This is a genomic window from Nocardiopsis sp. CC223A (genome assembly GCF_030766825.1).
GTDB lineage: Bacteria > Actinomycetota > Actinomycetes > Streptosporangiales > Streptosporangiaceae > Nocardiopsis.
Genome location: NZ_JASFDV010000011.1, coordinates 55,719 through 80,857, shown reverse-complemented (window position 1 = coordinate 80,857; position 25,139 = coordinate 55,719). Strand labels below are relative to the sequence as shown.

The window sequence follows — 25,139 nt, the reverse complement described above, 5'->3', positions numbered from 1 at the left end:
AGCGGGAACACCGGGGGGCGGCCACGCCGCTCCTTCCGTCGGCGCACCACCCGCCCCGGTGCCACCTGTCCGGCACGGGGAGCGCCGACGCGGGCGGTGGCCGCCCGGCGCGGTCCGACACCGGGCGGCACGGGAGCGACCGGCCGGTCCCGCGGTACCTCAGGAGCGGACGGCGGCCCCGAGGCGGGCGATGGCCTCGCGCAGCCGCGCGGGGCCGTGGCCCGCGTAGGCGATGACCAGGCCCGGCGGGCCGGGGGCGGTGCGGTGCCGCGACAGCGGCTGCACCGCCACCCCGGCGCGTTCGGCGCGGGCGGCGACCTCCCGGTCGTCGATTCCTTCGGGCAGCAGCACCAGCAGGTGCAGGCCCGCCGCCACCCCCAGGACCGTGCAGCCGGGCAGGTGGGCGCGGACCGCCGCCGCCGCGGCGTCCCGGCGGGCGCGGTGGCGTGCCCGCATGGTGCGCAGGTGGCGGGCGATGGTGCCGTCGCGCAGCAGCAGCGCCAGGGCCAGCTGGGGCAGCGAGGGCGAGCCCAGATCGGCGGCCCAGCGCGCCTGCACGACCTCCTCCAGCAGGTGCGGGGGCGGCACCAGCCAGCCCGCGCGCAGGGCGGGGGCCAGGGTCTTGGACAGGCTGGAGGTGTGCGCGACCAGGTTCGGGTCCAAGCCGTGCAGGGCGCCCACCGGTGAGCGGTCGTAGCGGTACTCGGCGTCGTAGTCGTCCTCGATCACCAGGCCGTCGCGTTCGCGCGCCCAGGCCAGGAGCGCGCGGCGGCGGGGCGGGGACAGGACCACGCCGGTCGGGAACTGGTGGGCGGGCGTGACCAGGACGGCGCGGGCGTCGGTGGCGGCCAGCGCGTCGGTGTCGATGCCGTCCGCGTCCACCGGGACCTGGACCGTGGAGCGCAGCCAGTGGCCGAGGATCATGCGGTTGCCGTCGGCGCCGGGGTCCTCGCGGGCCATGGTGTCCAGGCCGCGGGCGCGCAGGACCTGGGACAGGATGCTCAGGGCGCCGGTGACCCCGGCGGTGACCACGATCTGCTCGGGGGCGGCGCGCACGCCCCGGGAGCGGGCCAGCCAGGCGGAGAGCTCGGTGCGCAGTTCCGGGGTGCCCTGGGGCGGGGCGTAGCCGAGGGAGCGGGCGCTGGCGGTGGACAGCACCTCGCGTTCGGCGCGCAGCCAGGCGGCGCGGGGGAAGGCCGCCAGGTCGGGGATGCCGGTGGCGAGGTCGACGACACCGGTGCCGTGGTCGGGGGGTTCCCAGGTGCCGGTGGAACGTGCGGCGGGGGTGTCGACGGGGCGGGCGGCCACGGCCGTTCCGGCACCGCGGGCCGCCGTGAGCAGGCCCTCCTCGGTGAGGCGCTGGTAGGCCTCGACCACCGTGCCGCGGGCCACGCCGAGTTCGGCGGCCAGCGCGCGGGTGGGCGGGAGCCGGGTGCCCAGCGGCAGGACACCGGAGGCGATGGCGGAGCGCAGGGCCCCGGTGAGCCATTCGGTGCGCTCACCGCGCGGGACGGCGGAGGCGTCGAGTTGCAGGAAGTCCGAGCCCTGGGACATCTCCCCGCCTCCTTGGTCCACTTGGAACGCTCGCGTTTGGTCCTGTTGATCGGACCATAGCGGATCCAGAGTGGAGGCGTGCAAAAGACGACTTCCCTGAACTCCTCCTCTTCTTCCGCTTCTTCCGCTTCTTCCGCCGTCTCCGCGCCGTCGTCCTGGTGGGGGCTGTGGCCCGCCCTGGGCGGGATGGCGCTGATGGGCAGCAGCGTCGCCGTGATCGGGGCGACCGCGGACATGCCCGTGTTCGTCGTCCAGTCGGCCCGGTACGCGGTGGCGGCGGTGGCGGTCATCGCGCTGGCCCGCCTGTTCGCGCAGAAGGTGCCGCTGCCGCGCGGCCGGGACGTGCTCTGGGTGGTGGCGGGGGCGCTCTCCGGCCTGGTGGGGTTCAACCTGGCGCTGATCGTGGGGACGGCGCACGCGGAACCGGCGGTGCTCGCGGCGGCGGTGGCGTGCATCCCGATGGTGCTGTCGGTGGCGGGGCCGCTGACCCGCGGCGAGCGGCCGTCGGCGCGGATCGTGGCGGGGGCGCTGGTGGTCAGCGCGGGCGCGGTCGCGGTGACGGGGTGGGGGCACGCCGATGTGATCGGGGTGCTGATGGCGTTGTCGCTGATCGCGCTGGAGGCGGGGTTCACGCTGTTGGGGGCGCCCGCGCTGCCGCGCATGGGGGCGTGGGGGTACACGGCGGCGACGACGATGACCGCGGCGGTGGTCTTCGGGGTGCTGTCGCTCTTCGTGAGCCCCGCGGCGTGGACCGCGGTCACCGACCCGGCGGTGCTGGGGGCGGTGGTCTACCTGGGGGCGATCGCGACGGCGCTGTCGTTCGTGCTGTGGTTCACGGGGGTCGCGCGCATCGGCGCGGGTGCGGCGAGCCTGGCGGCGGGGGTGGCGGCGCCGACGGCGGCCCTGGTGGCGACTGCTCTGGGCGCGCCGATGCCCTCGGCGGGTGCGTGGATCGGCATGGCGGTGATCGGGGTCGGGCTCATGGTCGGCTTCGCGCCTGCTCCCCGCCGTTTCCGGGCGGCGGCTCCGGCGGCCTGAGCCCGTCCCCGAACCGGGTGTGCGCCCCGCAGGTGCGGGGCGCACACCCGGTTCGACGTGCAGCGGCGTCCGCGAGGCGGTGTCACCCCGGTTCCGGGGCGTTCCCGCGCCGGTCGAGGTCGTGCACCCATGCCGCGATGACGGCGGCCGCCTGGACCAGCTCGGTCCGCAGCCTGTGGGGGTCGGACTCCGCGAACGCCTCCGCGACCTCCTCTGCCAGGATCGAGCGCCAGCTCGGGTCCCCGGCGGCGGCCTCGGCCCCGCAGCGGTCCCGGGCGGCGTCGGCGGCCTCCCGGTCGCCGGGGAGGCCGGTCCCGTCCGCGTGCCGCTGGTCGCCCCACTTGGCGAGCTGGCGTTCACGCTCGGCGTCCAGCGCCGCGGTGAACTCGGCCGGAACGGCGGCCCGGGGCCTCTGCCCCGGTGCGCCCTCACCCACGGGCGACCGCGCCGAGAAGCGCACTCCACGCCGGGGAAGGCAGGCTGAGGTGTCCCGCGTCAGGGTTCCGAGAGTCGCGAACGGCGGTGTCGTCGCCACCCGGCTCCGCCACCTCCACACGATCACTTCGATCGCTGTAGCTCGACTTACGGAAATTCGGCTCGAAGGAGCCAGTGCCCATGGTCACCTCTCAGTAGTCCCCCACGGTGGGCTCCTCACACCACGACTGTCCTCATGAGGCCAGCGCGTCCCGGCACCTTCCCCGGCTGCTACCTCCGGGGTACAGTGACCCCGGGTTAGGTAGTACGGAAGCCCCCCGGTTCGACCCGGGGGGCTTCCATTTTACCTTCTAGAGCTCCTGGCGAGTGGCTCCGAGCAGGGTCGCCCACTCCGAGGCGGAGAAGGTGAGATGCCCTGCCTCCCGGTTCTGGGTGTCGCGCACCGCGGCGCCCCCAGGGAGGTCTGCGACCTCGACGCACTCCTGGGCTGTGGCGCTGTACGAGGACTTGCGAAACTTCAGGTCTTGAGTCAGGTGCACGTGCGGTTGTCCTAGTCGATGAGTCGGGTCAGATACTGCACGGACTCCGCAGGTGACAGAGCCGTGCCCTGGAGATGATCGAGGACATCACGGTAGTCCGCGATCTGCGCCGGGTCCTCCTGGTAGAGCCCGTCATGTCGTGTCTCCAGGTACACGATGGGCCGATCCAGGGGGTTGGGGAAATCCAGCAGCACGAATGGGCCACCGGTACCCGCATGCAGCCCAGTTGCGAACGGGAGCACTTGGACTGTGATATTCGGGCGCTCGGTCATGGCCACCAGGTGGCGGATCTGGCCACGCATCACCTCAGGTTCCGCAGCGGCCGCCGGGCGCACGAGAACGCCCTCGTCAATGATCGCCCACAGCCGAGGTGGAACATCCCGGTCGAAGATGCGCTGACGACGGACACGCGCGTCCACAACCCGCTTAATGTCCTCTGGGAGCACCAACCCTGCTCGCGCGGCCGCAGCGGCGTATTCCGGCGTCTGAAGCAACCCAGGCATGACTCCCATCTGATACGTCGCGATAGATGAAGCTTCGGCCTCGAATCCGAAATAGGCACCGGCGAAGTCGCTGTACTGGGTCCACCAGCCTTTGATACGGGACTGCCGGGTCAGCTCGAAGAGTGCTTCCCGCCGGGTCTCGTCGGTGACGCCATAGATGTCCAAGAGCAGCGCGATGTCGGTGACGTAGGGCCGTAGGCGCTTTCCGGTCTCGATGTTGGCGATTTTCGCCCTGCTCCATTCGAGCTTCTTGGCTGCCTGTTCCAGGGTGAGCCCGGCCGCTGCCCGGAGCTGTTTCAGCTCTTCAGAGAGCCTTCGGCGTCGGATGGTCGGGCTGAAGTCACCTGTGGGTTCGGGCATGCGTCGATGGTAGGGGCGTGAGCGTGTTGGGGCCAATGTCCGATTCACCCTCTCCTCTTCACGTTAGCCGATTCACAGTACCGGCTTGAAAAACTGTGATTCACCGATTTTAATGGAGCCCTACCTAACCCGCCGGGCTTCCCACCCGGCACCCTGACCGGAGGTGTGCGCGTATGGCGCGATACCGCTACCTGAACTGTTCCGAACCCGTGGCCGCCCGCTGGTCGGCCTCCGAAGCCCTCCGCCGACGACGGCCCCACCGGGCCGCCCGGGCCCGCATGTACGTCACCCACCCGGCGCGGGACCTGGCCCCGCTGACCCTGGCGGTGCGCCAGTGGATCTCCCAGACCACCCCGCCCCCGGCGCCGACGCCGATGACACCCCCGCTTCGGCTTCCGCACAGGATCGGCAACCCGGCCTCCCCCGCCCGGCCCCGGATTCCGGAGCCCCGCACCAGCCCGGACCTGCGGTCCGGGCCCCCGGCCACCCCGACCGCGCTCTCGACCCCGGGCACGCCTGCGGCCTCGGTCTTGGTGCCGAACCCGGTCACGGGCGCCGTCACCGCCCCGGCCTCGGAGCCGATCCCGCTCATGGAGCCGGTGGCGGAGTCGGTGCCCGCCTCGGGGTTCGCCGCCGCGCTGGCGTCCCGGCCCCGTATCCAGGCCCTGCGCGCAGGCACCCGCAACCGCACCCGGCCGAAGCCGACCCCGACCGCGCGCAGGGCGGCGGCGCGGTTGCGGGCCCGCACGGCCGCGTTCCGCACCACCACCCACCTCACCGCCGACCGCGACGGCCTGTGGAAGGACGCCATGGCCGCCGCCCGCATGGCCAAGTGGCACCTGAGGAGGGCCGCCTGATGCGCCGCGTCTGCGACATCCGCGAGTTCCCCTCGGTCCAGACCCTCGGCTTCTGGGCCCACACCCACCAGGTACCGCTGCGCTACCTCGGACCCACCCTGGAAGGCCACGCCGTCTACGCCGCCACCCACGGCCACACCACCCGGGTCGCGGTCACCTCCGGACGCGACCCCCACCCGCACCCGCTCATCTGGCGCAGCCCCCTGGAGGACCTGTGACCACCGAACCCGCCGAGCCCACCGGGCTCACCGGCACCCCCGGGGTCCCGCCCCCGCGCCCGCGCCCGAACCTGGATCCGACCCTGCTCATGCTGGACGACCTCATCCACCGCCGCTGGGTCCTCACTCTGGAGCCGACCCCCGACGGCGACACCGAGGTCGTCGCCTACCGACCCATCGGCTGGACCGGCCCCGGCGACCCGCACGAACGCCTCGCCGCACCCGACCACGCCGCCCTGCGCGACCTGCTGACCCGCCGCCACACCACCGACCACCCTGCCGAAGCGAGGGAGCAGACCATGGACACACCCGGCTACGACCCGGCCCAGGACCCCATCCCCGACGACCTCACCGACGAGGAGAAGAACGCCGTCCGCCGCCAGGGCGAGACCATCGCCACCCAGCGCGCCCTGGGCGCACCCCTCATCGGCGACCCGAACCGCAAGTACGCCCACGGCGACTGACCCGCCCGCCGAACACGGGTATCGAACCCGCTGCGCGCGGCGCTCCGCCCACATCGCGGAACGTGATCACCTGGACTGTTCCAGGTAGCGGTCACCCGCGAACCAGCGCAGCGCCGCGCGGAGCCGTTCGAGGTCCCGCTCGCTCCTCACCCCGATTCTTTTGACGGGGCTGGCATAGCTTCCATCAGGAGCTTGCTTCCCCGCCAGAGGAAGAATGCCATCATTGAGAGAACGGCCTTTCTTGGTCCAGAGGACGAGCCTGGCACCACGGCCATGACCCGTGATACCGACCTTTTCGACCTCACCCCACCAGACGCGCTTTCTCGCTTTCAGCCCACCACTGCCCACGATGAAACGCGAAGGAGTTTCCATAAACCCGATCAAACCTGCGATAGCACTGACCCCCAGGCTTATGAGCATGACAACAGGTAATGTTCCTGTACCTTCTTGCGCCCAGGCGTTGAGCAGGCCGATCAGCAGGACCATCAGCCCCCACGCGACCGCCTCCTCGAATGCCTTCTCGGCCCTGCTGCCGGTGAATACCACCTCTTGCACCTGCCGTGGCTCGACCTGCTCCTCGCCCTCGAAAGCAATCGCCGTGGTACTACCGGCATCCAGCTGTAGGCGTTGGGCCAGATAACGAGGTCCTCCGGTCTTCACCAACAGCATGTGCCGACCTGGCTCGACGGAGAAAGCATGGTCCTGCCCCGGTTGGATCAGCCCCATGGATGCATCGTCCACGATCGCCGTCATCGGGACCAGTCCAAGGTTGCCGATCACCAGATTCGCTTTTTCTTTCGACTCCCGGTGTGGACTTTTCTCCGGAATAAGGCGCACTTGCCCAGCGTCGAGCCCGCCACCGGCCTGATCCGGTTCGGTCTCGGCCAGGGTCGGTGGGAGACCCTGGTAGCCGGTGATGACCTCGGTGAGGTCTCCGGACGGCCATCGGCTCTCCCCCCGCCCTTCCTCGGCCGGTGCCATCGCGGACGACTCCCGCAGGAGGTGTTCCAGGTCGGGGCGGGCGGCGGGGTCCTTGGCCAGGCACTCCCCCACCAGTCCGGCCAGCGGGGCGGGCAGGCCGGACAGGTCCGGCTCCTCGTGCACGACCCGGAAGACCACCGCATGGACCGGCCCCTCCCCGAACGGGCTGCGGCCGGTGGCCGCGAAGGCCAGCACGCATCCCAGGGAGAACACGTCCGAGGCCGGGCCGATCTGCCGGGCCGTGGCCTGTTCCGGGGACATGAACGCGGCGGTGCCCAGCACGGTGGAGGTCCGGGTGTGGGAGGTGGCGTCCAGTGCGCGGGCGATGCCGAAGTCGATCAGCCGGGGCCCGTCGGCGGCCAGGATGATGTTGGCCGGTTTGAGGTCTCGGTGCACCAGGTCGCTCGCATGTACGGCGGCCAGACCTTCGGCCAGACCGGCCCCGAGCACCGCCACCGACTCCACCGGCAGGGGCCCGTGGTCGGTGACGGCCTGGTGCAGGGTGGGCCCCGGGATGTAGGCGGTGGCCAGCCACGGCGGATCGTCCTCGGGGCCGGCGTCCACCACCTGGGCGGTGTAGAACCCGCCCACCCTGCGGGCGGCGGCGATCTCGGCGGCGAAACGGCGCCGGAACTCGGCGTCCCGGGCGAGTTCGGGGCGCACGACCTTGACCACGACGGTGCGCCCGCCCGGGGAGCGCCCCAGGAAGACCTGCCCCATGCCGCCTCCGCCGAGGCGTGCGTGCAGCTTGTAGGGGCCCGCGTGGGTGGGGTCGCCGTCGGTGATGGGTTCGGCCATGGCACCGCTTCCGCGTAGGGGGTATTCACACGGTCGGCCCGATCATGCCAGAAGCGGGAACTCCGTTCGGGAGCGGCCGTACGCGGCCGACGCAGGGCGTGCGCGTTCGTCGCGACCGCACCCGAAGCCTTCGTGCGGCGGCCCTCAGCGGAGCCCCGGCACGTTGACCATCCGTCCGTCGGGATCGCGGACGACGAAGCCGCGCACTCCCCTCTCCTCGTCCTGCAAGGGGTGGACGGTCTCCGCCCCGCTCTCCCACACCGCCTCGTGGGCCGCGTCCACGTCGTCCACCTCGACGCTCATGTCCGGCGCGAACGGAGCGGCCCTGCCCTCGGCCATGGAGCCGACCTGCGCCGTCGGACCGGGCGGGGAGGCGAGTGTCATGATCCGGCCGTGGTTCCCACCTCTTCGAACCCGAGCAGGCCGTAGAACTCCGGGCTCTCCCGCACGGCTTCCGACCGGACATCGGGCACGACACGGCGAACGGTCATCGACGACTCCAGGCCAGGGGGAGGTCTCCTCCAGGGATACCAGCCGGTCCGTCGGCCGGACCGCCCCGGCCCTGCTCGTGCCGGACGACCTCGTCCACCGCCGCCGGGTCCTCACCCTGGAGCCCACTCCCCGACGGCGGCACCGAGATCGTCGCCCACCGCCCCATCGGCTGGACCGTCCCCGGCGACCCGCACGAGCGCCTCACAGCACCCGACCACGGCGATCACACCACACAAGAAACATACAGCCCCACAAATGAATATAAATCCCATTCTTCTTTCTAGCAACGAAACCCAACATCGACGCCACAAAACCGGATATCCGAATGGCGGACACCTCCCGACCTGCGACATCATTCCCCTATGTCGAAATCCTTGTTCCTGACCCTGGTGATCTCGATCGTCGCCCTCATCGGTTTCGGCTTGTACGTCCTGTGGGTGGGCGGCGGCATCACCAGGGACTTCGCCTGGGAGTTCGCCTCCTGGGTGGGCGGGGCACTGGGCGCCATCGTCCTGGCCGTCGCCGGCTGCATCACCATCTTCATGAGGATCGCGCGCAAGAAGGACGACGATGACGTCGCATGGGCGCGCCAACCCTTCGCGCGGACCCGGGGGTACCTGGTCGCGGTCATAGCCGTAACGGCCTTCTTCTCCACGATCATCGGTGGGGGCGTCGGCTACGGCGGCGCGCTGATGCGGCAGGACAGGGAGGAGCAGCGGTCCGCGAACGTATCCGCTTCCCCGGAGCCGACCGCGACTCCGTCGCCCGACAACACCGAGGGCGACCGAGCCGACGGGCTCCCGGAGCCGCCCACCACCGGGCCCCCGACGTCACCGGAAGACCCCCCTTCACCGGAGCAGACCCCGCAGGACGGCGAGAACGGCCCGGAACGGTGGGGGCTGTCCCGGCTCACGGTGGCCGAGAGCGGGCACCACTACGACACGGGGGCCGCCACCGTCGACGGCCTCACCCATACCGAGACCGTCCAGCTGAAAAGCTGCGCGAAGTGCGCCGTCGAATTCGACCTCGGCCGGGACTGGAAGACCTTCGAGGCCGTGGTCGGGTTGAGCGACGACTCCCCGAGCGGCTCGTCGGTAACGGTCCGGGTATTCGCTGACGACGACCTGCTCGACTCGCACACCCTCGGCCTGGGTGAGACCGGGGAGGTCTCCGTCAGCGTGGAGAACGCCCTGCGGCTGCGCCTGGAGGTGGAAAGGCTGGAGGACTCGGGGTGGACCGCAGTCTGGGCCGCTCCCACCGTTTCGCGCTGAGAGGGCGGGCCCCGGAGATCCCGCGCATCCGCGGGACCGGTCTCCGGCCGTGCCCGTGCCCGGACCCGGGCCCGTGTCAGTCCCCGGTCCCGGTGTAGCGCTGCGCGACCTGGCAGCGGAACGGGTCGCCGTCGAGGTAGACCTCGCGCGGCGACCCGGAGGGGCGGCGCCCGCGGCGGGCCGCGGCCGCGCGGACCGCGTCGAACGCCCGCAGGATCGTGGGGAACTGGACCTCGGCGTACGGTACGTCGACGAACAGCTCGGACCCGGCGGGCTCGACGCCGTCCGCGTCCGGTTCGCCGGTGACGGGCACGCGCACCTCGACGGGCCCGTCCGACTCCCAGCCCACCTCGCCGTGGTAGACGACGACCAGGGGGCACGACCGGTCGGCCGCCGTACCGGCCCGCTGTGACAGCTCGGCCGCGACGCGCTCGATGTGCGCGGACAGGTCCGCGACGGTCGTGCGCACCGTCCGCGCGACGAAGGGCCGGGCCGGAACCTCCCGGCTCGACACCGGCGGCGCGTCCTGGACGCCGTCCGTCCGGCCGTCGGGGAGACCGGCCGCGAGTCCGTCGAGCAGCGCGACCGCGCGCTCGTGCGCACGCACCGTTTCGGCGCGGTAGGCGTCCAGGAGCTCTCGCCGCTCGTCGTCGGAGGCGTCCAGGACGGCACCGATGCGTTCGAGCGGCATGCCCACGCGGCGCAGCAGTGCGATCGTGCGGGCGCGCCCCGCCTGCGACGGGCGGTAGTAGCGGTACCCCGTGTACTCGTCGACGGCGTCGGGGACGAGCAGCCCGCGCCGCTCGTACAGGCGCAGCGCCTTCGGGGAGAGCCATGTGACGCGACCGAACTCGCCGATCGACAGCCTCGCTCCGGTCTCGCTCACTTCAGCAAGTATGCGACCTCGACGGCCCACTTGTCGCGGTCCGGCTCGGTCTGCGGGTCCGTGAGGAACTGCTCCGTGCGCGCGTGCCAGTGGATGCCGTCGGCCCGCTCGTCGATGGCGAGTTCCAGGCCCTGCACACCCGCCCACTCCCACATGTCCCGGTGGGTCCGGGCGAGCGCGTCCGGACCGCCCTCCGGGCGCGCGACCAGGTAGCGGCCGGCCGGGATCACCCCGGTCTCGAACCCGTCGCCGATCTCCATGCACGCCGACACGGGGACGCAGACCGTGATGTCCATCGGGTCCGCGGCCGTCCGCAGGCGGTGGTACCGGTAGATCGGCCCGCCCCGCGGAATCCCGCCCGCTTCGGCCAGGGCGCCGTAGATCCGCGGGACGTGCTCGTTCACCCGGTCCCAGTGGGCGAGTTCGGCCGTCATCGGGACACCGACCCAGGGGCGCTCGGCCCGCTGCTCGACGGTGAATGCGCTCATCGTCCTCTCCCTCATGATCGCCACCCGTGTTCCGGGTGGGCCACGACCAGTGGACACCTTCCCCCAGGGACAAGGTCAATCCGGGCGGCGGGGCCCTTCCCACCGCGGAGCGCGGACGGGAGCGCTGGGAGGCCGGTGCCGGTGTGTCGGCGGGCGGAGGCCGTACCGGACACGGGCGCGGGTCCGGACACGGGCACGGGCACGGCGGGGTGGTCTCTCCGGTCGGGCGGTGCCCCGCGCGCGAGCGCAGGAGCCCGCCCGGCTCCGGGTGACCCGTGGCGCCCGGGGACGCGCCACCACCGGTACCGGGCGGGCCGCACCTCACCGCGGCCCGCCGATCACAGGGGGACGGGCCGCAGGGGCCGGTGCCGTCCGCCGCTAGCTGCGGATGTTGATGTCCACGCAGACGTAGAAGGCGTTGGCCGTGTCGGCGATGTTCCACCGGGCCAGCAGCTTGTGCCGCCCGCTGTACCCCGACAGGTCCACGGTGTGGCTGAACGACCACGGCGGGCGGGCGCCGTGATCGTTGAACACGGCCACCCGGTGGCCGCCGATGAAGTACTCCCAGGTGGACGTGGAGTGCGCCGCCGTGATGGTCCAGTTGAACGTCTGGACCCGGCCGACGTCGGTCACCCGCCAGCCGTAGCCGTCATCGTTCAGCTCGGAGAAGCGGCCGACGCCGCCGTCGCACCGCATGAGCCCCTTGGGGCCCTCGACGCTCTGCGGCTCCCACTGGATGCCGCCGCACTGGACGATGCCCGCGGCGCACTGGGCCTGGCGGCTCATCGGGTTCGAGATGTAGCCGTGGGCGCCGGCCGTGCCCGCGGGCATGAGGCCGAGGAACAGGGTGGTCGCGGCGGCCACTGCCGCCGCCGTGCGGAGCCGGTGCTTCTTGTGGGGGCGGGGGGTGTCGGACTTGCGGATCAACATGGTGCGGGTCCTTCGGTCATGGATCACCTTCCGGCGTCACGGAGGCCGGGAGGGTAGCGGGAATCCGTCGGGGGAGTCCCGGGCCGGTACCGGCCCGGGGCGAAGGCGAGCGCTCGGAACTGCGGAGGAATCGGAGGGGCCGCGGGCGCGGAGCCGCCGGGAGGCGGGTGCCCGAGGTCCCTCTGCCCCAGGGGTTTCCCGTCGGCAGGGTCCGGTAAGCGGCCCGTGACCAAGCGTCGGATCCGCTGGTGGGCGACGGGACCGGACCGCCCACAGGACCAGCGGGCGCCCTGCGCCCGGTGGTACGGGCCGGGCCGCCGGGTGCCTGCGAACCGGAACAGGAAGGATTCCGTTCTGTTGCACGGGTGGTTCGCACCGGAGGGAGGTGGACCAATCCGGCCGGGGCCGGTCGGCCGCGGTAGACCTCACTGGAAGGACACAGTTCACTTCCCCGGGTCGGGTCATCGCCCCCCGGCCCGGGCCACGGGCCCGGGGTGGGCCGCAGGTCCGACCGGCGGCCCGCCCCTCCCGGGCCGCCGCGCCGCCGTGCCGACACGATCCCGGCACCGCAGGGGCGTCGGCCACTGTTCGAGGCGGGGCGGGGCCCCGCCGACGGTCAGAGGTCGTCGCGCCGACGGCGGGGCGGCGCGTCGTGGTCCACCCCGATCTCGCCCCGGCCCTCCTCCCTCAGCGCCACCACGTCCCTCCATTCCGCGTAGCGTTCGCGGCGGTGCCGCAGGCCCAGCAGATGCCCCACGGCGTGGGGGTTCCAGGGATCCCCCGTACCCGACGGCCGGACCCTCCTCCGCCGGCGGGGCGAAGGCGGTGGCGTCCTCCAGTAGGACGCCCCGATCGGGGCCCGACGGCCACAGTTGCGACGCCGAACACCACCAGGGCCAGCCGAGGACGCCGTAGGTCCTCTCCATGCGGGCGACGGGCAGGCGCCACAGCACGATCCAGACGATCGCCCGGCGCCGTCGGCCCGAAGCGGACCGGCGGACACCGCGGCAGGGGCGGGGCGCGGCCGCCGCGCCGCTCACCGCCGGGGCGGCCGTCGGCGTCACCGCGGTGCCGGGCCACCGGCTGCTCGACGCCCCCGTTCCCCGCCGAAGGGGTCGATGAGCCCCCGGCCGGGTCGCGCCGCTCTTGTCTTGTTGCCGACCAGCCTGCGGTCTCCCTCTTCCAGGGACCGCGCATCGACGATCTTGTTCAGGGGCCCGGTCCCGGCGCGTGAGGGGTGCTCTCGGATCGTGGCGGCCGGGATTCGACAGCGCGCACGACAGCGGACAAGGACCGGGGTGCCGGCGGGTTCGCCTGATCCGTGACCTCAGGTCGGCTCCGGGGCTGCTCGCCGGTCACCCTGCCGCCCGCCGTGGCTTCGGGAGAACCGGGCCTGGTTCGCCGCCCCGGCCGGGAGTGAACTTCTCACCCCTGGCCGGGATCGCAAAGGGGAGGAAAACCGCCCATTTCGACCGCCATGGAGTGATCCCCGTACATCCCCGTCCCCTGGCCCCGACCCGTGTCCCCCCGCTCCTGCGCCACGGCCTGCTCGCCGTGTCCGCCCTGGCCTTGGTCGGCTCCCTGGCCGTCCCGGCCATCCTTTTCTCCACGTACCTCTTCTCCGTCGAGGGCTATTGCAACCCGTGGGGTATTCCGCGGGCCCCGGACCACCTGTCCGTCCCCCCGCACCACGTGAACCCGCCCTGTGACGGATTCGCCTCCCTGATGTGGGGGATGACGCTGCTGTTCCTGGTCACGGCCGCCGCCGCCCTGGCCCTGTGGATGCGGCTGCGCCCGGACCGGGGCGCCCGCCCGGTCCTGTCGACGGTCGGTGCCCTGACCACGGTGGCCGCCGCCGCCCTGGCCTGCGGCCCCATGGTGTACCTGAGGCCCGTCCCGGGGTTTCGCCGCCTGTGCGGGAACGCCCTGTTCGGGGTCGCCGACACCTGCCCGCACCAGGTCGGGCCACTGTGGTGGGCCCTGGTGGCCGCCGTGGCGGCGGTCGCCGCCTGGGCATGGTTCCACGGCCGCCCCCGACCCACCTAGTCACGTAGTGGTCGTTTTGGCCTGACCCCCCGGTCCATCCCCGCGTGCGCGGGGCTCACCGCGCCAGTCGAGAAAGAGCCCGCCGAACTCCTCGGTCCATCCCCGCGTGCGCGGGGCTCACATGACCAGCTGGCGCGAGAGCGCGGCGACCTCCGGTCCATCCCCGCGTGCGCGGGGCTCACGCGACCATGTTCTCGGTGGTGTAGCGGATCGGCGATCCATCCCCGCGTGCGCGGGGCTCACAAGGAGTCCGGCGCGTCCTCGGGCACCCTGCGCGGTCCATCCCCGCGTGCGCGGGGCTCACTCGCCGACGTCACGGCCGAACTCATGCCGATCGGTCCATCCCCGCGTGCGCGGGGCTCACCTCGTCGGTTGCGCGGCGGCCCGCCGCTACTTCGGTCCATCCCCGCGTGCGCGGGGCTCACTCCGGCGACCCGGACACGCCTTCCGAAGTCGCCGGTCCATCCCTGCGTGCGCGGGGCTCACGGTCAGGCGTCGCCGTCAGCACTGGGGATGTCCGGTCCATCCCCGCGTGCGCGGGGCTCACGGTCAGGCGTCGCCGTCAGCACTGGGGATGTCCGGTCCATCCCCGCGTGCGCGGGGCTCACAGTTAATGACCTGCATAAACGCAGAGCGTTATCTCCGCGTTATGAAAATCCTGCCGGGCACCACCTATCACTTCCGGACACTGTCGCACGGGGGGCTCCACCGGCTCAAGGCACAGGTCCGCCCACTCCGCTGTCCAGGATGGCGTCTGCCTTCGGCGACCGGAGGCGCTCCTAAGCTTCCAGGGTCGGGTAATCGAGGTACCCCCGGTCATCGCCTCCGTAGAAGGTGGCGCGGTCGGGCCGGTTGTACGGGCCCCCGGCGGCCAGGCGGGCCGGGAGGTCCGGGTTGGCCAGGAAGGCCGAGGCGAAGGAGACCAGGTCGGCTCCGGCGTCCGCCAGGGCGTCGGCCCCCGCTTCGTGCGGCGGAAGCGGTTCCTTGTCCCGGTGGGGGTTGAGGACCAGGGTGTGCGGCCAGGCCGCGCGCAGCGCCCGGGTCAGGTCTCGGCGGCCGGGGGCCTCGACGATGTGCAGGTACGCCAATGGGATCTCCCGCAGCTCTTCGAGCAGGGCCGTGTACAGCGCGAGGGAGTCCCCCTCCTCGATCCCCTGGGAGGTGCTCGCCGGGGACACGCGCAGCGCCGCCCGTCCGGGCCCGAGGGCGTCGGCCAGCGCCCGCACGAGTTCGACGGCGAACCTGATGCGCCCCCGCACCGACCCGCCCCACTCGTCCGTGCGCAGGTTGGCGCTGGTCGAGAGGAACTGCTGGGTCAGGTAGCCGTTGGCGCCGTGCACCTCGACGCCGTCGAAGCCCGCGGCGAGGGCGTTGCGGGCCGCGTCGACGTGCTCCCGGACGACGCCGCGGATCTCCCCGGCGGTGAGCTCGCGCGGCACCACGGGGTCCTTGCGGCCGGTGGGGGTGTAGATCTGCCCCGGCGCCGCCACCGCGGACGGGCCGACCGGCCGCAGGCCGCGGACGTCCGGGTGGCCGACCCGGCCGGCGTGCATGAGCTGCGCGAAGACCAGTGCGCCGTCGGCCTGGGCCGCCTTGACGACCGGTTTCCAGCTCTCGGCCTGTTCTGCGGTGTGCAGGCCGGGCGTGTCCGGGTAGCCCTGGCCTGTGAGGCTGGGCTGGACGCCCTCGGTGACGATCAGGCCCGCCGTCGACCGCTGGCCGTAGTACCGGGCCATGGAGTCGGTCGCGTGGCCCTCGGGGGTGGCTCGGCTGCGGGTCATGGGCGCCATGGCGATCCGGTTGGTCGTCCGGGCCGACCCGATGGTCGACGCCTCGAAGAGTGTCGGCATGTTCTCTCGGTCTCTTGGGGGGCGGGAAGCGTTCCTGTCGGATACCTGAGTACGCCCCGGGGGCCGGTCACCGCAAACTCCCCCGGCGGGCGGATCGAACTGTTGAGTGCAACGAACACGGTTTCTGGCACTGATCTTGTGGTGCGGTGACGGTCCGTCACGCGTTGGGGTTCGAGAGCTCAGGTGCGACGAGAGTCGAACGGAGTTCTTGTGCGTTCCAGGACTACAGCCCTCGTGACTCTTCGCGATCAGTCCACAAGATCAGTGCCAGAACCCGAATCTGTCAGTGGTCTGCGCAAGGAACATGCCGGTAGCCCGCCACTGCCTCACATGGCCGGAGCGTCACTCCCGCGGCTCTTCCCAGAGCACCTGTCGGCGCGCCGGGGCGGAGAGCAGAAGCTCCGTCCGTTGCAGGGCCAGGCGGGACGAGGCGACCAGTTCCTCCGCCGCGTTGTCGCGGAGTCGGAGATCGAGCGCGACCGCGAAGGCCCGGGCGGCCTGCGGGTAGTCCCGGCCGACGAAGTGGACCTTGCCCAGGTGCTGCCACAGGACGGCTTCGCGCGCGGTGCCGCGGGACAGGTCGATCAGCTCGCTGTACTCGACGACGGCCCAAGCGATCCGGCCCAGGTCACGACGGACGTCAGCAAGCAGAGCCCGGTGGCGGATGGTCGGCTCGGCCGTGGCCAGGGCCAGCGCGAGGGGCTCCGCCTCCTCGGGTCGGCCGTCCCAGAGCTTCTCCAGGACCGGCAGCGCTCGGTCGTGCCCATAGGCGCTGCGGAACTCTTGCACGTCCTCGATCACCGGGAGCAGGGTGAGGGCGTTCATGTACCAGCCCGGTCCACCCGGTATCCGCGCCCCGCTCGTTCCGGAGTGGGGGTCCGGGGCACGGGAAGTCATGTGCGGCAGGCTATCCGGAGTACTGGTGGTCGAGGAATGACCGGGAGGGACCGTTACCCCGCCTACCGACGGCTTCACCGCGTTGACCACTGTCATCTTCGCCGCGCTCAACACGAACTGGGAGCGGCGGATGGTCATCGCACTGCGCGACCCCCTCCCCTGTTTCGTGAGGTTCCATGAGCACGAGCCCAGATCTGCGCGCGGTGTACCCGACCGCCGTCGTCCAAGCGGCCGCGGTCGGTATGCCCGCACCGGTCCTGCTGCTCCAGGCCCCGGAATCCCAGTCCTTCGGCGGTGTCGTGGCCGTGGTGGTGCTGGTCGCGGTGGTGCACTGGGGTTGCGGCCGTTTTCTGCGGTCGCGGGGAGTCCCCGGGCCGTGGGGTCCGCCCACGGCGGTGACCACGGCAGTGCTGGCGGGCACACCCGTGGTCCTGTCGGCCTGGTCGCGGGTGGACTCGCTGCCTTTCCTCCTTCCCGTGCTCCTGTTCCTCCTGTGCCCGCTGGTGGCGCTCGTCGGTGTCGCCGTCCTGCGCTCCGGCCGTCGGCTGCCGAGCGCGCTCGGAGCGGTACTGGCCGTCAACGCCCTGGTCGCGGGGTCCTTGTGGTGGGTCTCCGAGGCCGAGCTGAACCGGGAGCGGGAGGAGGTGGAGCGGGAGGTCGCCGCATTCCCGCTGCCGATCGCCGTACTGGACTCCCCCGACTGGGAACCCGTACAGATCGAGGTCTCCGATGATCGGGACACGGCCTGGATCTATTACGCCCCCGTTGAGCCCGGACCCGAGCCGGCAGGGTTCCGGCTGGTGATGGTGACGGAGAGGTCGGCGGACCCCGGGGGCCGCTCCCCTCTGTTCGAGGGCTGTGAGCAGGAGAACGGCCGCCGTTTCTGCGAGGAGCACGGAGAGGCCGTGTTCACCTGGGAAGAGGACGTTCACGGTGATCCGGAGTGGGAGGAGCTGCGCATCCCCTTCGCCGCGGGGGCCACCGCCACGCTGCGGACCGCTGTGCCGACGGCCAAGGACGGAGAGACCCTGATCCCCTTCCCCGACGTCGGCATGGTGCATCTGGTCGACCGTGTTCGGCCTGCGGAGCCCGGAGAGGTGGAGGAGTCGGCGCTCACCCTGTGAGGGGGCGGCCGCCGGGGCGGTGGGGCCGGGCCTTTTCCCTCTCGCCGAACGGGTGGGGTGGTGGACACGGGCCGGCCGGTGGACGAGGGTGGCGGTACCGCGAGCGCGCTCGCGGACGCTCACCGTTCGGAAGGAGACGATCTCCGTGTCGCAACGAGTCCGGGGCGTGGTGGCCCGCGCCAAGGGGCAACCCGTCGAGTCGACGACCGTGGTGGTACCCGACCCGGGTCCCGGCGAGGCCGTGGTCGCCGTCCGCACCTGCGGGGTCTGCCACACCGACCTGCACTACCGCGAGGGCGGCATCAACGACGACTTCCCGTTCCTGCTCGGCCACGAGGCCGCCGGGGTGGTGGAGGCGGTCGGCGAGGGGGTGGCCGACCTCCAGGCCGGGGACTTCGTGGTCCTGAACTGGCGGGCGGTGTGCGGCCGGTGCCGTGCCTGCCTGCGGGGCCGCCCCCAGTACTGCTTCGACACCCACAACGCGCAGCAGAGGATGACCCTGGAGGACGGCACCGAGCTGTCCCCCGCCCTGGGCATCGGGGCGTTCGCCGACAAGACCCTGGTGGCGGCCGGGCAGTGCACCAAGGTGGACCCGCAGGCCGCCCCCGCGGCGGTGGGGCTGCTGGGCTGCGGCGTCATGGCCGGGATCGGCGCGGCCGTCAACACCGGGGGCGTCACCCGCGGCGACTCGGTGGCGGTGATCGGCTGCGGCGGCGTGGGCGACGCGGCGATCGCCGGGGCGAACCTGGTGGGGGCGCACCGGATCATCGCCGTGGACGTGGAGGAGCGCAAACTGCGGTGGGCGCGGCGCTTCGGCGCGCACCACACGGTGAACGCCGCCGAGACCGATCCGGTGCAGGCGATCCGCGACCTCACCGGCGGGTTCGGCGCGGACGTGGTGATCGAGGCGGTGGGCACCCCGCGGACCTACGAGCAGGCGTTCTACGCCCGTGATCTGGCCGGGACCGTGGTACTGGTGGGGGTGCCCACCCCCGACATGCGGCTGGACCTGCCGCTGCTGGACGTGTTCGGCCGGGGCGGCGCCCTGAAGTCGTCGTGGTACGGCGACTGCCTGCCCTCGCGGGACTTCCCCGTGCTGGTGGACCTGTACCTCCAGGGGAGGCTGGACCTGGACGGGTTCGTGAGCGAGCGGGTCGGGTTGGACGAGGTGGAGGAGGCGTTCGCCCGGATGGAACGCGGTGAGGTGCTGAGGTCGGTGGTGGTGCTGTGAGCGGCGCACGGGTGGAGCACCTGGTCACCTCCGGGGTGTTCGCCCTGGACGGCGGCGAGTGGGAGGTGGACAACAACGTCTGGCTGGTCGGCGACGACGCCGAGGTGCTGGTGGTGGACGCCCCGCACGACGCCGACGCGATCGCGAAGGCGGTGGGCGGGCGCCGGGTGGTGGCGATCGTGTGCACGCACGCCCACAACGACCACGTGGACGCGGCGCCGGCGCTGGCGGACGCGGTGGGGGCGCCGGTGCTGCTGCACCCGGACGACCGGGTGCTGTGGGACATGGTCCACCCCGGCCGGGCGCCCGACGGGGCGCTGGCCGACGGGCGGGAGATCGCGGTGGCGGGGACCGTGCTGCGGGTGCTGCACACCCCGGGGCACACGCCGGGCGCGGTGTGCCTGTACGCGCCCGGTCTGGGCACGGTGTTCAGCGGGGACACGCTGTTCCGGGGCGGCCCGGGGGCGACCGGCCGGTCGTTCTCGGACTTTTCGACGATCATCGGCTCGATCCGGGACCGGTTGTCGGGGCTGCCGCCGGAGACGGTGGTGCGCACCGGGCACGGCGACTCCACGACGATCGGCGAGGAGGCCCCGCACCTACAGGAGTGGATCGACCGCGGCCACTGAACGCCGAAGACGCCGTCTTCCGCACCACCGGGGTCCGGGGACGACGGCGGCCGAGCGGGTCGGGGCGGGGGTCCGGGGTCAGACGGCGCCGGCGTCCACCATGGTCCAGGCGTCCGGGTCGGCCGGGTCGGCGGTGAAGGCGTAGCGGACCGTGTCCCGGTCCACCGCCAGCAGCGTCACCGACCCGGTCGCCCACACCTTCCCGCCGCCCAGGTCGGCGTGGGCGATGAGGCCGCTCGGGTCGCCGGCGTCGTCCAGGCCCGCCGAACGCGGCGCGGCGTTGGCCGCCTCGGTGATCAGCCGCGGCCACTCCCCCCAGACCTCCTTGGGCGTGCGGGCCGCCGCCAGGTGCGGGTCCGGGCGGGTGCGTGCGAACTCGGGCGTGTGCCGGGCCGCCCGCGGGTCGGCCGGGTCCAGGCCGGTGTTGACGACGACGCTCACCCCCGCCGGGATCCGCCGGGTGTCCAGGCAGCGCCCGTCCCAGCTGTACAGGTCGGCGTGGTGGGCGTCGGCGTCCAACAGGTGGAACGGCGCGTACAGGGTGGGGTCCTCCCCCTGCAACGGGTCGCGCGGGGGGTGGGTCAGGGCGCGCAGCGGCAGCTCGCCGCGGCTGGCCGGGTAGGTGCCCTCCCAGGGCATCTTGCCGTCCCAGGGCCACCCGTTGAGCAGTGCGGCGGTGCGGGGCCGGTGCGGGTCCACCGCCAGCCAGGTACCGCCGGCCAGGCGGTCGCGCCCGCCGATGAGCCCGGGCCGCTCCGGCCAGTGGCGCCCGGGGCCGTCCCAGGGACGGTCTCGCATCTCGTCCCTGATGGCGGCGATGACCAGGGGTGTGTCGGCGTCGGGGTCGAATCCGACGATGACGGTGCACATGTGGACCTCTACCTACCCGTCTCTCCGGGTCCCCGCGGTGGGACCTCGGAGGTGGGAACACGGTACCCGGACTCATCCGGGCCGTACACCGCGGCTCCCGGTCCGGACCCGTACACCGCGGCTCCCGGTCCGGACCCGTACCCCGCCCGCCCGGTGCCCACACCCGGCGCCCCGGCGCCCGTGCGCCGCCGTGGTGCGACCCCCACCCGGCCCTGTGGGGCGGGCACGACCGCGTTCGGCGGCCCGGATCTTCTAGGCTTGTGTCCCTCCTTACCCTTGAGGCCTCGCCCTTGAGGCGTCCCGGGACCGCCGACCGGCCGGGACGCACCCCGTTGATGTCATTCCGCAGGAGCACGTGTGCCCGAGAACCCCGACCGCCCCGGCGGTGCGGAGGCGGCCCCGGAGCGGCCGTCCCCGCTCGCGACCGGTCCCTCCCGGCCGCCGGAGGAGCCCGGACTGTCCCCGTCCCAGGTCGCCGAGCGGGTCGCCGCGGGCCGGACCAACGACGTCCCGGTGCGGGCCGGCCGCACCGTCGCGCAGATCATCCGCGGCAACGTGTTCACCCGGATCAACGCGATGATCGCGGTGCTGTTCGCGATCATCGCCGTGATCGGCCCCGTCCAGGACGGGCTGTTCGCGATGGTCATCCTCATCAACACGCTGATCGGCATCGTCCAGGAGCTGCGCGCCAAGCGGACCCTGGACAGGCTCGCCATCGTCAACGCGGCCCGCCCCCGGGTGGTGCGCGGGGGCGCGGTGGTGCGGGTGGCCGCCCAGGAGATCGTCCTGGACGAGGTCCTGGAGGTGGGGGTCGGCGACCAGATCGTGGTCGACGGCGCCGTCACCTGGTCGGGCGGCCTGGAGGTCGACGAGTCGCTGCTGACCGGCGAGGCCGACCCGGTGGTCAAGAAGCCGGGCGACACGGTGATGTCGGGCAGTTTCGTGGTGGCGGGCACCGGCCGGTTCCGCGCCACCAAGGTGGGCCGGCACGCGTACGCGGCGCGGCTGGCCGAGGAGGCGAGCCGCTTCTCCCTGGTGCACTCGGAGCTGCGTTCGGGCATCAACCGGATCCTCACCTGGATCACCTACGCCCTGTTCCCCATCGGGGGGCTGCTGGTCTACAGCCAGCTGTTCATGGGCGGCCACGTCACCCTGGACGAGGGCGCCGCGGGCGGGCAGGTCTCCGGGCCGCTGGCGGACGCGCTGCGCGGCATGGTGGCGGCCCTGGTGTCGATGATCCCCGAGGGGCTCATCCTGCTCACCAGCATCGCGTTCGCGGTGGGGGTGATCCGGCTGGGCCGGTACCAGTGCCTGGTGCAGGAGCTGCCCGCGATCGAGGGGCTGGCCCGGGTCGACGTGGTGTGCACGGACAAGACCGGGACGCTGACCGAGGTCGGCATGAAGATGGCGGAGATCCGCGACCTGGGCGGCGGCCCGGCGGACGGACCGACACCGACCGCGGTGCTGGCGGCGCTGACCGCCCACGACCCCGACCCCAACGCGAGCATGGCGGCGATCGCCCAGGGGATGCGGGCCGGCGGCCACCGGGCCCCGGACTGGGAGCCCACGGCGCAGGCGGCGTTCTCGTCGGCGCGCAAGTGGAGCGGCATGGGGTTCCGCACCCCGGAGGGCGACGTGAACTGGGTGCTGGGCGCGGCGGACGTGCTCGCCCCGGGGCACGCGGCGTCCTCGGAGGCGGCCCGGCTGGGCGCCCAGGGGCTGCGGGTGCTGCTGCTGGGCCGCTCCTCGCTGCGGGTGGACGACCCGCGGGCGCCCGGTGAGGTGGAGCCGGTGGCCCTGGTGGTGCTGGACCAGAAGGTGCGCGCGGACGCCGCACCCACCCTGGACTACTTCGCCGAGCAGGGGGTGGACGTCAAGATCGTGTCCGGCGACCACGCCGCGTCGGTGGGGGCGGTGGGCCGGGGCCTGGGGCTGCCCGGCGCGGACCGGCCGGTGGACGCCCGGGAGCTGCCCGGGGACCCGGCCGAGCTGGGTCTGCGGGTGGACGGCCACTCGGCGTTCGGCCGGGTCACCCCCGAGCGCAAGCGCGACATGGTCAGGGGGCTGCGCGACCGGGGGCACACGGTGGCGATGACCGGCGACGGGGTCAACGACGTGCTGGCGCTGAAGGAGGCCGACATCGGTGTGGCGATGGGCTCGGGCAGCCCGGCGTCGCGTTCGGTGGCGCAGCTGGTGCTGCTGGACGACCGGTTCGCGGTGCTGCCGCGGGTGGTGGCCGAGGGGCGCCGGGTGATCGGCAACATCGAGCGGGTGGCGAGCCTGTTCCTCACCAAGACCGTGTACACGATGGTGCTGGCGACGGTCGTGGGGCTGCTGGCGGTGTCGTACCCGTTCTTCCCGCGGCACGCGACGCTGATCAACGCGGTGACGTTCGGGATCCCGTCGTTCTTCCTGGCGCTGGCGCCCAACACCGACATCGCCCGGCCGGGGTTCGTGGCGCGGACGCTGCGGCTGGCGGTGCCCTCGGGCATGGTGGCGGGGCTGGCGGCGGTGACCACCTACCTGCTGGTGCTGGGCGGTCGGACGGTGCCCGATCCGGCGGACCGGACGGCGGTGGTGATCACGCTGTGCACGACGACGCTGTGGGTGCTGCTGCTGGTGGCCAAGCCGTACGTGTGGTGGAAGGTCGTGCTGGTGGGGTCGATGGTGGGGCTGCTGACCCTGGCGATGGCGACCCCGCTGGGCCGGTGGTTCTTCGACCTGGACGTGAGCGACCCGGCCAAGGTGCTGACCGGGCTGGCGGTGGCGGGTGCGGCGATCGCGGTGATCACGGTGATCCGGGTAGTGGACGACCGGGCGATCGCGCGTGCGGAGGCGCGGGCCGCGCAGGAGGCGGAGCGGGTGGATGCCCTGGTCTGACGTTCGACGGCCGTGTCGCCCGGCGGGGCGGCACGGCCGTCGCCGTGTGCACGGTCGGGGTGGGACAGGAGGAGGTGCCCGTGGCCGAGACCGCTCCGCGGCACCTGCGCCGGGCGGTGGAACCGGCCGGGAGGGCCCCGGAGGCGGTCGACGGGGTCGCCCCGGGGGTGCCGGTGGCGGGCCCGGTCCCCGAGCCGGCCGGGGCCGTCCGTACCCTCCGGGCCCGCACCCACGGCCGCCCCTGAAGGGTCAGACGACGGGCGGGCGGTCGATGGCGAGGATGTCGACGCCCTCGGCCTCCAGGAGTTCCTCGAAGGCCTCCAGGCCCTCGGTGAGGACCACCTCGGCCTCGGCGGCGTGGACGGGCAGCAGCCACAGGTACCGGACGCCGCCGGGGGCCTGCTCCAGCAGCGGCCCATAGGGGTAGGGCGGGCTCACCAGCAGGTGCTCCATACGGGAGTCGCCCGTCCAGGGACGGCCGATGTGCAGCACCGAGCCGACGTCGACCCGGTGCTCCTCGAACGAGTTGAAGTGGGCGACCATGGCGAGCGTCTCGGCGTGGTCGTCGGTCTCGAAGGGCGCCATGAGCACGAACTCCAGGCCGCCGGAGGCGGAGGCGCCGACGGTGGCGTAGTTCCACCCGCGCCCGGGGCCCTGGGTGACGCGGTAGGAGGCGAAGTCCGGGAGCCGCTCCAGGACCGGCCCGTCCCGCCAGGTGACGGGTTCCAGCTCCCGTCCCGGCCAGAACCCGCGCAGGTGCTCCTCCAGCTCCGCCGTCCCCGCCCCTGCGCCCATCGCCGCTCCCGCCGTCGTGCTCCACCGGACCGGTGCCGTTCTACCGTGCCCGCGGCCCGGTTGTCACACCGGCCGCCCCGCACGGCGGCGCGGGGCGGCCGGTGTCCTCACCCCTCGCGGATGGTCATCCGGGTGATGGTGTCGCCGTCGACGGCGAAGGTGAACGCGCTGGGCCCGTTGGCGTGGTTGGACCGCCAGTCCCCCACCACCCGGACCCCGTCCGGGGTGTCCTCGACCGATTCCACGGTCAGCACCCCCTTGGAGCCGATGAACTCCTGGGCGCTCCAGGCCGCGATCTCCTCCCGGCCCAGGAACTCGCGCCCCCAGTCGTCCACCACGGCGTCGTCGGCGAAGGCGTCCAGGGCGCCCTCGTCGTGGGCGTTCACCCGGTCGAAGAACGTCGCCACCGGCTCGGGGATCTGCGTGCTCACATCGTCTCCTTCGTGTTCGGTCCCGATCACAGCTCCGGGTACAGCCATTTCCTCAGCAGCCTGCTCAGCGCGGGCATCAGCGCGTAGGTGAGCAGCGGGGCCATCACCGCCGGCAGGACCACGGTCCGCAGCGGCAGCGGCCAGTCGGCGAGCAGCGGTCCGGTGAACGCGGTGAACACCAGCACGCACGGGTAGACGGCGCTGAACGACACCAGCGCCATCTTCCATCTGGGCGGCGGCGTCACGGCGGTGCGCGGCAGGCTGAACCAGGTCTCCATGCCGGTGGTGTGCACCCGCCGGTCGGCCTCGGTGGCGATGCCGTCCAGTTCGGCGACGACGGCGTCACGCTCGGGCGAGCCGAGCCAGCGTTCGAGCGCACCGGTGTCGGAGAAGCGCAGCAGCGCGTGGTAGTGCCCGCCGGGCCGCTCCGGGGCGATCCAGGTGACGCCCTGGTGGCCGGGGAACCCGACCGCCGCCCGGTTGACCCGGCGCAGCCACTCCTCGAACTCCTGCTCGCGTCCGGGCTCCACCTCCCAGGTGAAGACCGTCGTGACGGGTTCGCTCATGCCCCC

The 25,139-nt window shown here is 72.8% G+C and carries 28 protein-coding genes and 1 CRISPR repeat array; of the genes, 11 read left to right on the top strand and 17 right to left on the bottom strand.

The genetic code is table 11. The features are described 5' to 3' along the window. Nucleotides 1–159: 159 nt before the first annotated feature. Nucleotides 160–1,554 (bottom strand): PLP-dependent aminotransferase family protein, encoded by a 1,395-nt coding sequence (locus QJS33_RS06755; protein ID WP_306366989.1) that lies wholly within the window; start codon nt 1,552–1,554, stop codon nt 160–162. Between the two features lie 78 nt (nt 1,555–1,632). Between QJS33_RS06755 and QJS33_RS06750 the strand changes: the two genes are divergently transcribed. After that, a complete protein-coding gene (locus QJS33_RS06750) occupies nt 1,633–2,592 on the top strand; it encodes a DMT family transporter (protein WP_306366988.1) in 960 nt (319 codons plus the stop codon). Between the two features lie 82 nt (nt 2,593–2,674). On the opposite strand, the gene QJS33_RS06745 is transcribed toward QJS33_RS06750, so the two are convergent. From QJS33_RS06745 to QJS33_RS06730, 4 genes are all read right to left on the bottom strand, one after another. After that, nucleotides 2,675–3,028: a hypothetical protein gene (locus tag QJS33_RS06745; protein ID WP_306366987.1), complete on the bottom strand. Its 354-nt coding sequence runs from the start codon at nt 3,026–3,028 to the stop codon at nt 2,675–2,677. Next, nucleotides 3,021–3,209, bottom strand: a complete 189-nt coding sequence (locus QJS33_RS06740) for a DUF397 domain-containing protein (RefSeq protein ID WP_306367019.1) — start codon at nt 3,207–3,209, stop codon at nt 3,021–3,023. The genes QJS33_RS06745 and QJS33_RS06740 overlap by 8 nt, the downstream gene beginning before the upstream one ends. A 168-nt stretch (nt 3,210–3,377) precedes the next feature. Next, the gene (locus QJS33_RS06735; protein WP_306366986.1) at nt 3,378–3,566 is read right to left on the bottom strand and encodes a DUF397 domain-containing protein; all 189 of its coding nucleotides are present in this window, start codon (nt 3,564–3,566) and stop codon (nt 3,378–3,380) included. Between the two features lie 11 nt (nt 3,567–3,577). Then, nucleotides 3,578–4,429 (bottom strand): helix-turn-helix transcriptional regulator, encoded by an 852-nt coding sequence (locus QJS33_RS06730; protein WP_306366985.1) that lies wholly within the window; start codon nt 4,427–4,429, stop codon nt 3,578–3,580. A gap of 173 nt (nt 4,430–4,602) precedes the next feature. Between QJS33_RS06730 and QJS33_RS06725 the strand changes: the two genes are divergently transcribed. From QJS33_RS06725 to QJS33_RS06715, 3 genes are read left to right on the top strand one after another with little or no spacing between them, the layout of a single operon-like run. Next, a complete protein-coding gene (locus tag QJS33_RS06725) occupies nt 4,603–5,286 on the top strand; it encodes a hypothetical protein (RefSeq protein ID WP_306366984.1) in 684 nt (227 codons plus the stop codon). Continuing rightward, nucleotides 5,286–5,504, top strand: a complete 219-nt coding sequence (locus QJS33_RS06720; RefSeq protein WP_306366983.1) for a hypothetical protein — start codon at nt 5,286–5,288, stop codon at nt 5,502–5,504. The genes QJS33_RS06725 and QJS33_RS06720 overlap by 1 nt, the downstream gene beginning before the upstream one ends. Next, nucleotides 5,501–5,968 carry a hypothetical protein gene (locus tag QJS33_RS06715; RefSeq protein ID WP_306366982.1) on the top strand — a complete coding sequence of 156 codons (468 nt, stop codon included), beginning with the start codon at nt 5,501–5,503 and terminating at the stop codon, nt 5,966–5,968. The genes QJS33_RS06720 and QJS33_RS06715 overlap by 4 nt, the downstream gene beginning before the upstream one ends. 66 nt (nt 5,969–6,034) lie before the next feature. On the opposite strand, the gene QJS33_RS06710 is transcribed toward QJS33_RS06715, so the two are convergent. Then, complete coding sequence (locus QJS33_RS06710; protein ID WP_306366981.1) at nt 6,035–7,747, bottom strand: serine/threonine-protein kinase; 1,713 nt, start codon at nt 7,745–7,747, stop codon at nt 6,035–6,037. Between the two features lie 144 nt (nt 7,748–7,891). Next, a complete protein-coding gene (locus tag QJS33_RS06705) occupies nt 7,892–8,131 on the bottom strand; it encodes a VOC family protein (protein WP_306366980.1) in 240 nt (79 codons plus the stop codon). A 470-nt stretch (nt 8,132–8,601) separates the two neighbouring features. Between QJS33_RS06705 and QJS33_RS06700 the strand changes: the two genes are divergently transcribed. Continuing rightward, nucleotides 8,602–9,510, top strand: coding sequence for an NPCBM/NEW2 domain-containing protein (locus QJS33_RS06700; RefSeq protein WP_306366979.1), 909 nt, complete (start codon nt 8,602–8,604; stop codon nt 9,508–9,510). 76 nt (nt 9,511–9,586) lie between these two features. Here the strand turns inward: QJS33_RS06700 and QJS33_RS06695 are convergent, their stop codons facing one another. The 4 genes from QJS33_RS06695 to QJS33_RS06680 all read right to left on the bottom strand — a co-directional run bounded on the left by QJS33_RS06695 (nt 9,587) and on the right by QJS33_RS06680 (nt 12,571). Beyond that, entirely contained in the window at nt 9,587–10,396 is an 810-nt protein-coding gene (locus tag QJS33_RS06695; RefSeq protein WP_306366978.1) for a MerR family transcriptional regulator, read from the bottom strand. Then, nucleotides 10,393–10,884: a GyrI-like domain-containing protein gene (locus tag QJS33_RS06690; RefSeq protein WP_306366977.1), complete on the bottom strand. Its 492-nt coding sequence runs from the start codon at nt 10,882–10,884 to the stop codon at nt 10,393–10,395. Before QJS33_RS06690 ends, QJS33_RS06695 begins: the two co-directional genes overlap by 4 nt. Before the next feature lie 378 nt (nt 10,885–11,262). After that, nucleotides 11,263–11,814, bottom strand: coding sequence for a lytic polysaccharide monooxygenase auxiliary activity family 9 protein (locus tag QJS33_RS06685; protein WP_306366976.1), 552 nt, complete (start codon nt 11,812–11,814; stop codon nt 11,263–11,265). Nucleotides 11,815–12,430: 616 nt separating this feature from the next. Next, nucleotides 12,431–12,571, bottom strand: coding sequence for a hypothetical protein (locus tag QJS33_RS06680; RefSeq protein WP_306366975.1), 141 nt, complete (start codon nt 12,569–12,571; stop codon nt 12,431–12,433). 725 nt (nt 12,572–13,296) lie between these two features. Between QJS33_RS06680 and QJS33_RS06675 the strand changes: the two genes are divergently transcribed. Beyond that, entirely contained in the window at nt 13,297–13,860 is a 564-nt protein-coding gene (locus QJS33_RS06675) for a hypothetical protein (protein WP_306366974.1), read from the top strand. 30 nt (nt 13,861–13,890) lie between these two features. Then, nucleotides 13,891–14,468: a CRISPR direct-repeat array (repeat unit 29 nt; unit sequence CGGTCCATCCCCGCGTGCGCGGGGCTCAC). A gap of 171 nt (nt 14,469–14,639) precedes the next feature. On the opposite strand, the gene QJS33_RS06670 is transcribed toward QJS33_RS06675, so the two are convergent. Then, on the bottom strand, nt 14,640–15,710 hold the full coding sequence (locus tag QJS33_RS06670) for an alkene reductase (protein WP_306366973.1): 1,071 nt from the start codon (nt 15,708–15,710) through the stop codon (nt 14,640–14,642). A gap of 342 nt (nt 15,711–16,052) precedes the next feature. Further along, the gene (locus QJS33_RS06665) at nt 16,053–16,535 is read right to left on the bottom strand and encodes a hypothetical protein (protein ID WP_306366972.1); all 483 of its coding nucleotides are present in this window, start codon (nt 16,533–16,535) and stop codon (nt 16,053–16,055) included. Nucleotides 16,536–16,783: 248 nt separating this feature from the next. On the opposite strand from QJS33_RS06665, the gene QJS33_RS06660 reads away from it, so the two are divergent. The 3 genes from QJS33_RS06660 (at nt 16,784) to QJS33_RS06650 (ending at nt 19,591) form a co-directional block, all read left to right on the top strand. Beyond that, a complete protein-coding gene (locus QJS33_RS06660) occupies nt 16,784–17,731 on the top strand; it encodes a hypothetical protein (protein ID WP_306366971.1) in 948 nt (315 codons plus the stop codon). A gap of 145 nt (nt 17,732–17,876) precedes the next feature. Then, a complete protein-coding gene (locus tag QJS33_RS06655; protein ID WP_306366970.1) occupies nt 17,877–18,962 on the top strand; it encodes an S-(hydroxymethyl)mycothiol dehydrogenase in 1,086 nt (361 codons plus the stop codon). After that, nucleotides 18,959–19,591: an MBL fold metallo-hydrolase gene (locus QJS33_RS06650; protein WP_306366969.1), complete on the top strand. Its 633-nt coding sequence runs from the start codon at nt 18,959–18,961 to the stop codon at nt 19,589–19,591. Before QJS33_RS06655 ends, QJS33_RS06650 begins: the two co-directional genes overlap by 4 nt. A 78-nt stretch (nt 19,592–19,669) precedes the next feature. On the opposite strand, the gene QJS33_RS06645 is transcribed toward QJS33_RS06650, so the two are convergent. After that, entirely contained in the window at nt 19,670–20,461 is a 792-nt protein-coding gene (locus tag QJS33_RS06645; protein ID WP_306366968.1) for an NRDE family protein, read from the bottom strand. A gap of 357 nt (nt 20,462–20,818) precedes the next feature. Between QJS33_RS06645 and QJS33_RS06640 the strand changes: the two genes are divergently transcribed. Next, nucleotides 20,819–23,341, top strand: a complete 2,523-nt coding sequence (locus tag QJS33_RS06640) for an HAD-IC family P-type ATPase (protein ID WP_372339603.1) — start codon at nt 20,819–20,821, stop codon at nt 23,339–23,341. An 80-nt stretch (nt 23,342–23,421) separates the two neighbouring features. Then, nucleotides 23,422–23,586, top strand: a complete 165-nt coding sequence (locus QJS33_RS06635; RefSeq protein ID WP_306366967.1) for a hypothetical protein — start codon at nt 23,422–23,424, stop codon at nt 23,584–23,586. A gap of 4 nt (nt 23,587–23,590) precedes the next feature. On the opposite strand, the gene QJS33_RS06630 is transcribed toward QJS33_RS06635, so the two are convergent. The 3 genes from QJS33_RS06630 to QJS33_RS06620 form a co-directional block, all read right to left on the bottom strand. Beyond that, nucleotides 23,591–24,136: a suppressor of fused domain protein gene (locus tag QJS33_RS06630; protein WP_306366966.1), complete on the bottom strand. Its 546-nt coding sequence runs from the start codon at nt 24,134–24,136 to the stop codon at nt 23,591–23,593. Nucleotides 24,137–24,243: 107 nt separating this feature from the next. Then, on the bottom strand, nt 24,244–24,567 hold the full coding sequence (locus tag QJS33_RS06625; protein ID WP_306366965.1) for a nuclear transport factor 2 family protein: 324 nt from the start codon (nt 24,565–24,567) through the stop codon (nt 24,244–24,246). A gap of 26 nt (nt 24,568–24,593) precedes the next feature. After that, nucleotides 24,594–25,133, bottom strand: coding sequence for an antibiotic biosynthesis monooxygenase (locus QJS33_RS06620; RefSeq protein ID WP_306366964.1), 540 nt, complete (start codon nt 25,131–25,133; stop codon nt 24,594–24,596). Nucleotides 25,134–25,139 lie beyond the last annotated feature (6 nt).

Coding starts and splice junctions, on each gene's coding strand:
- QJS33_RS06720 (WP_306366983.1), top strand. CDS start 5,286: ATGCGCCGCGTCTGCGACATCCGCGAGTTCCCCTCGGTCCAGACCCTC.
- QJS33_RS06670 (WP_306366973.1), bottom strand. CDS start 15,710: ATGCCGACACTCTTCGAGGCGTCGACCATCGGGTCGGCCCGGACGACC.
- QJS33_RS06710 (WP_306366981.1), bottom strand. CDS start 7,747: ATGGCCGAACCCATCACCGACGGCGACCCCACCCACGCGGGCCCCTAC.
- QJS33_RS06645 (WP_306366968.1), bottom strand. CDS start 20,461: ATGTGCACCGTCATCGTCGGATTCGACCCCGACGCCGACACACCCCTG.
- QJS33_RS06630 (WP_306366966.1), bottom strand. CDS start 24,136: ATGGGCGCAGGGGCGGGGACGGCGGAGCTGGAGGAGCACCTGCGCGGG.
- QJS33_RS06620 (WP_306366964.1), bottom strand. CDS start 25,133: ATGAGCGAACCCGTCACGACGGTCTTCACCTGGGAGGTGGAGCCCGGA.
- QJS33_RS06705 (WP_306366980.1), bottom strand. CDS start 8,131: ATGACACTCGCCTCCCCGCCCGGTCCGACGGCGCAGGTCGGCTCCATG.
- QJS33_RS06685 (WP_306366976.1), bottom strand. CDS start 11,814: ATGTTGATCCGCAAGTCCGACACCCCCCGCCCCCACAAGAAGCACCGG.
- QJS33_RS06690 (WP_306366977.1), bottom strand. CDS start 10,884: ATGAGCGCATTCACCGTCGAGCAGCGGGCCGAGCGCCCCTGGGTCGGT.
- QJS33_RS06755 (WP_306366989.1), bottom strand. CDS start 1,554: ATGTCCCAGGGCTCGGACTTCCTGCAACTCGACGCCTCCGCCGTCCCG.
- QJS33_RS06740 (WP_306367019.1), bottom strand. CDS start 3,209: ATGGGCACTGGCTCCTTCGAGCCGAATTTCCGTAAGTCGAGCTACAGC.
- QJS33_RS06730 (WP_306366985.1), bottom strand. CDS start 4,429: ATGCCCGAACCCACAGGTGACTTCAGCCCGACCATCCGACGCCGAAGG.
- QJS33_RS06660 (WP_306366971.1), top strand. CDS start 16,784: ATGAGCACGAGCCCAGATCTGCGCGCGGTGTACCCGACCGCCGTCGTC.
- QJS33_RS06725 (WP_306366984.1), top strand. CDS start 4,603: ATGGCGCGATACCGCTACCTGAACTGTTCCGAACCCGTGGCCGCCCGC.
- QJS33_RS06665 (WP_306366972.1), bottom strand. CDS start 16,535: ATGAACGCCCTCACCCTGCTCCCGGTGATCGAGGACGTGCAAGAGTTC.
- QJS33_RS06700 (WP_306366979.1), top strand. CDS start 8,602: ATGTCGAAATCCTTGTTCCTGACCCTGGTGATCTCGATCGTCGCCCTC.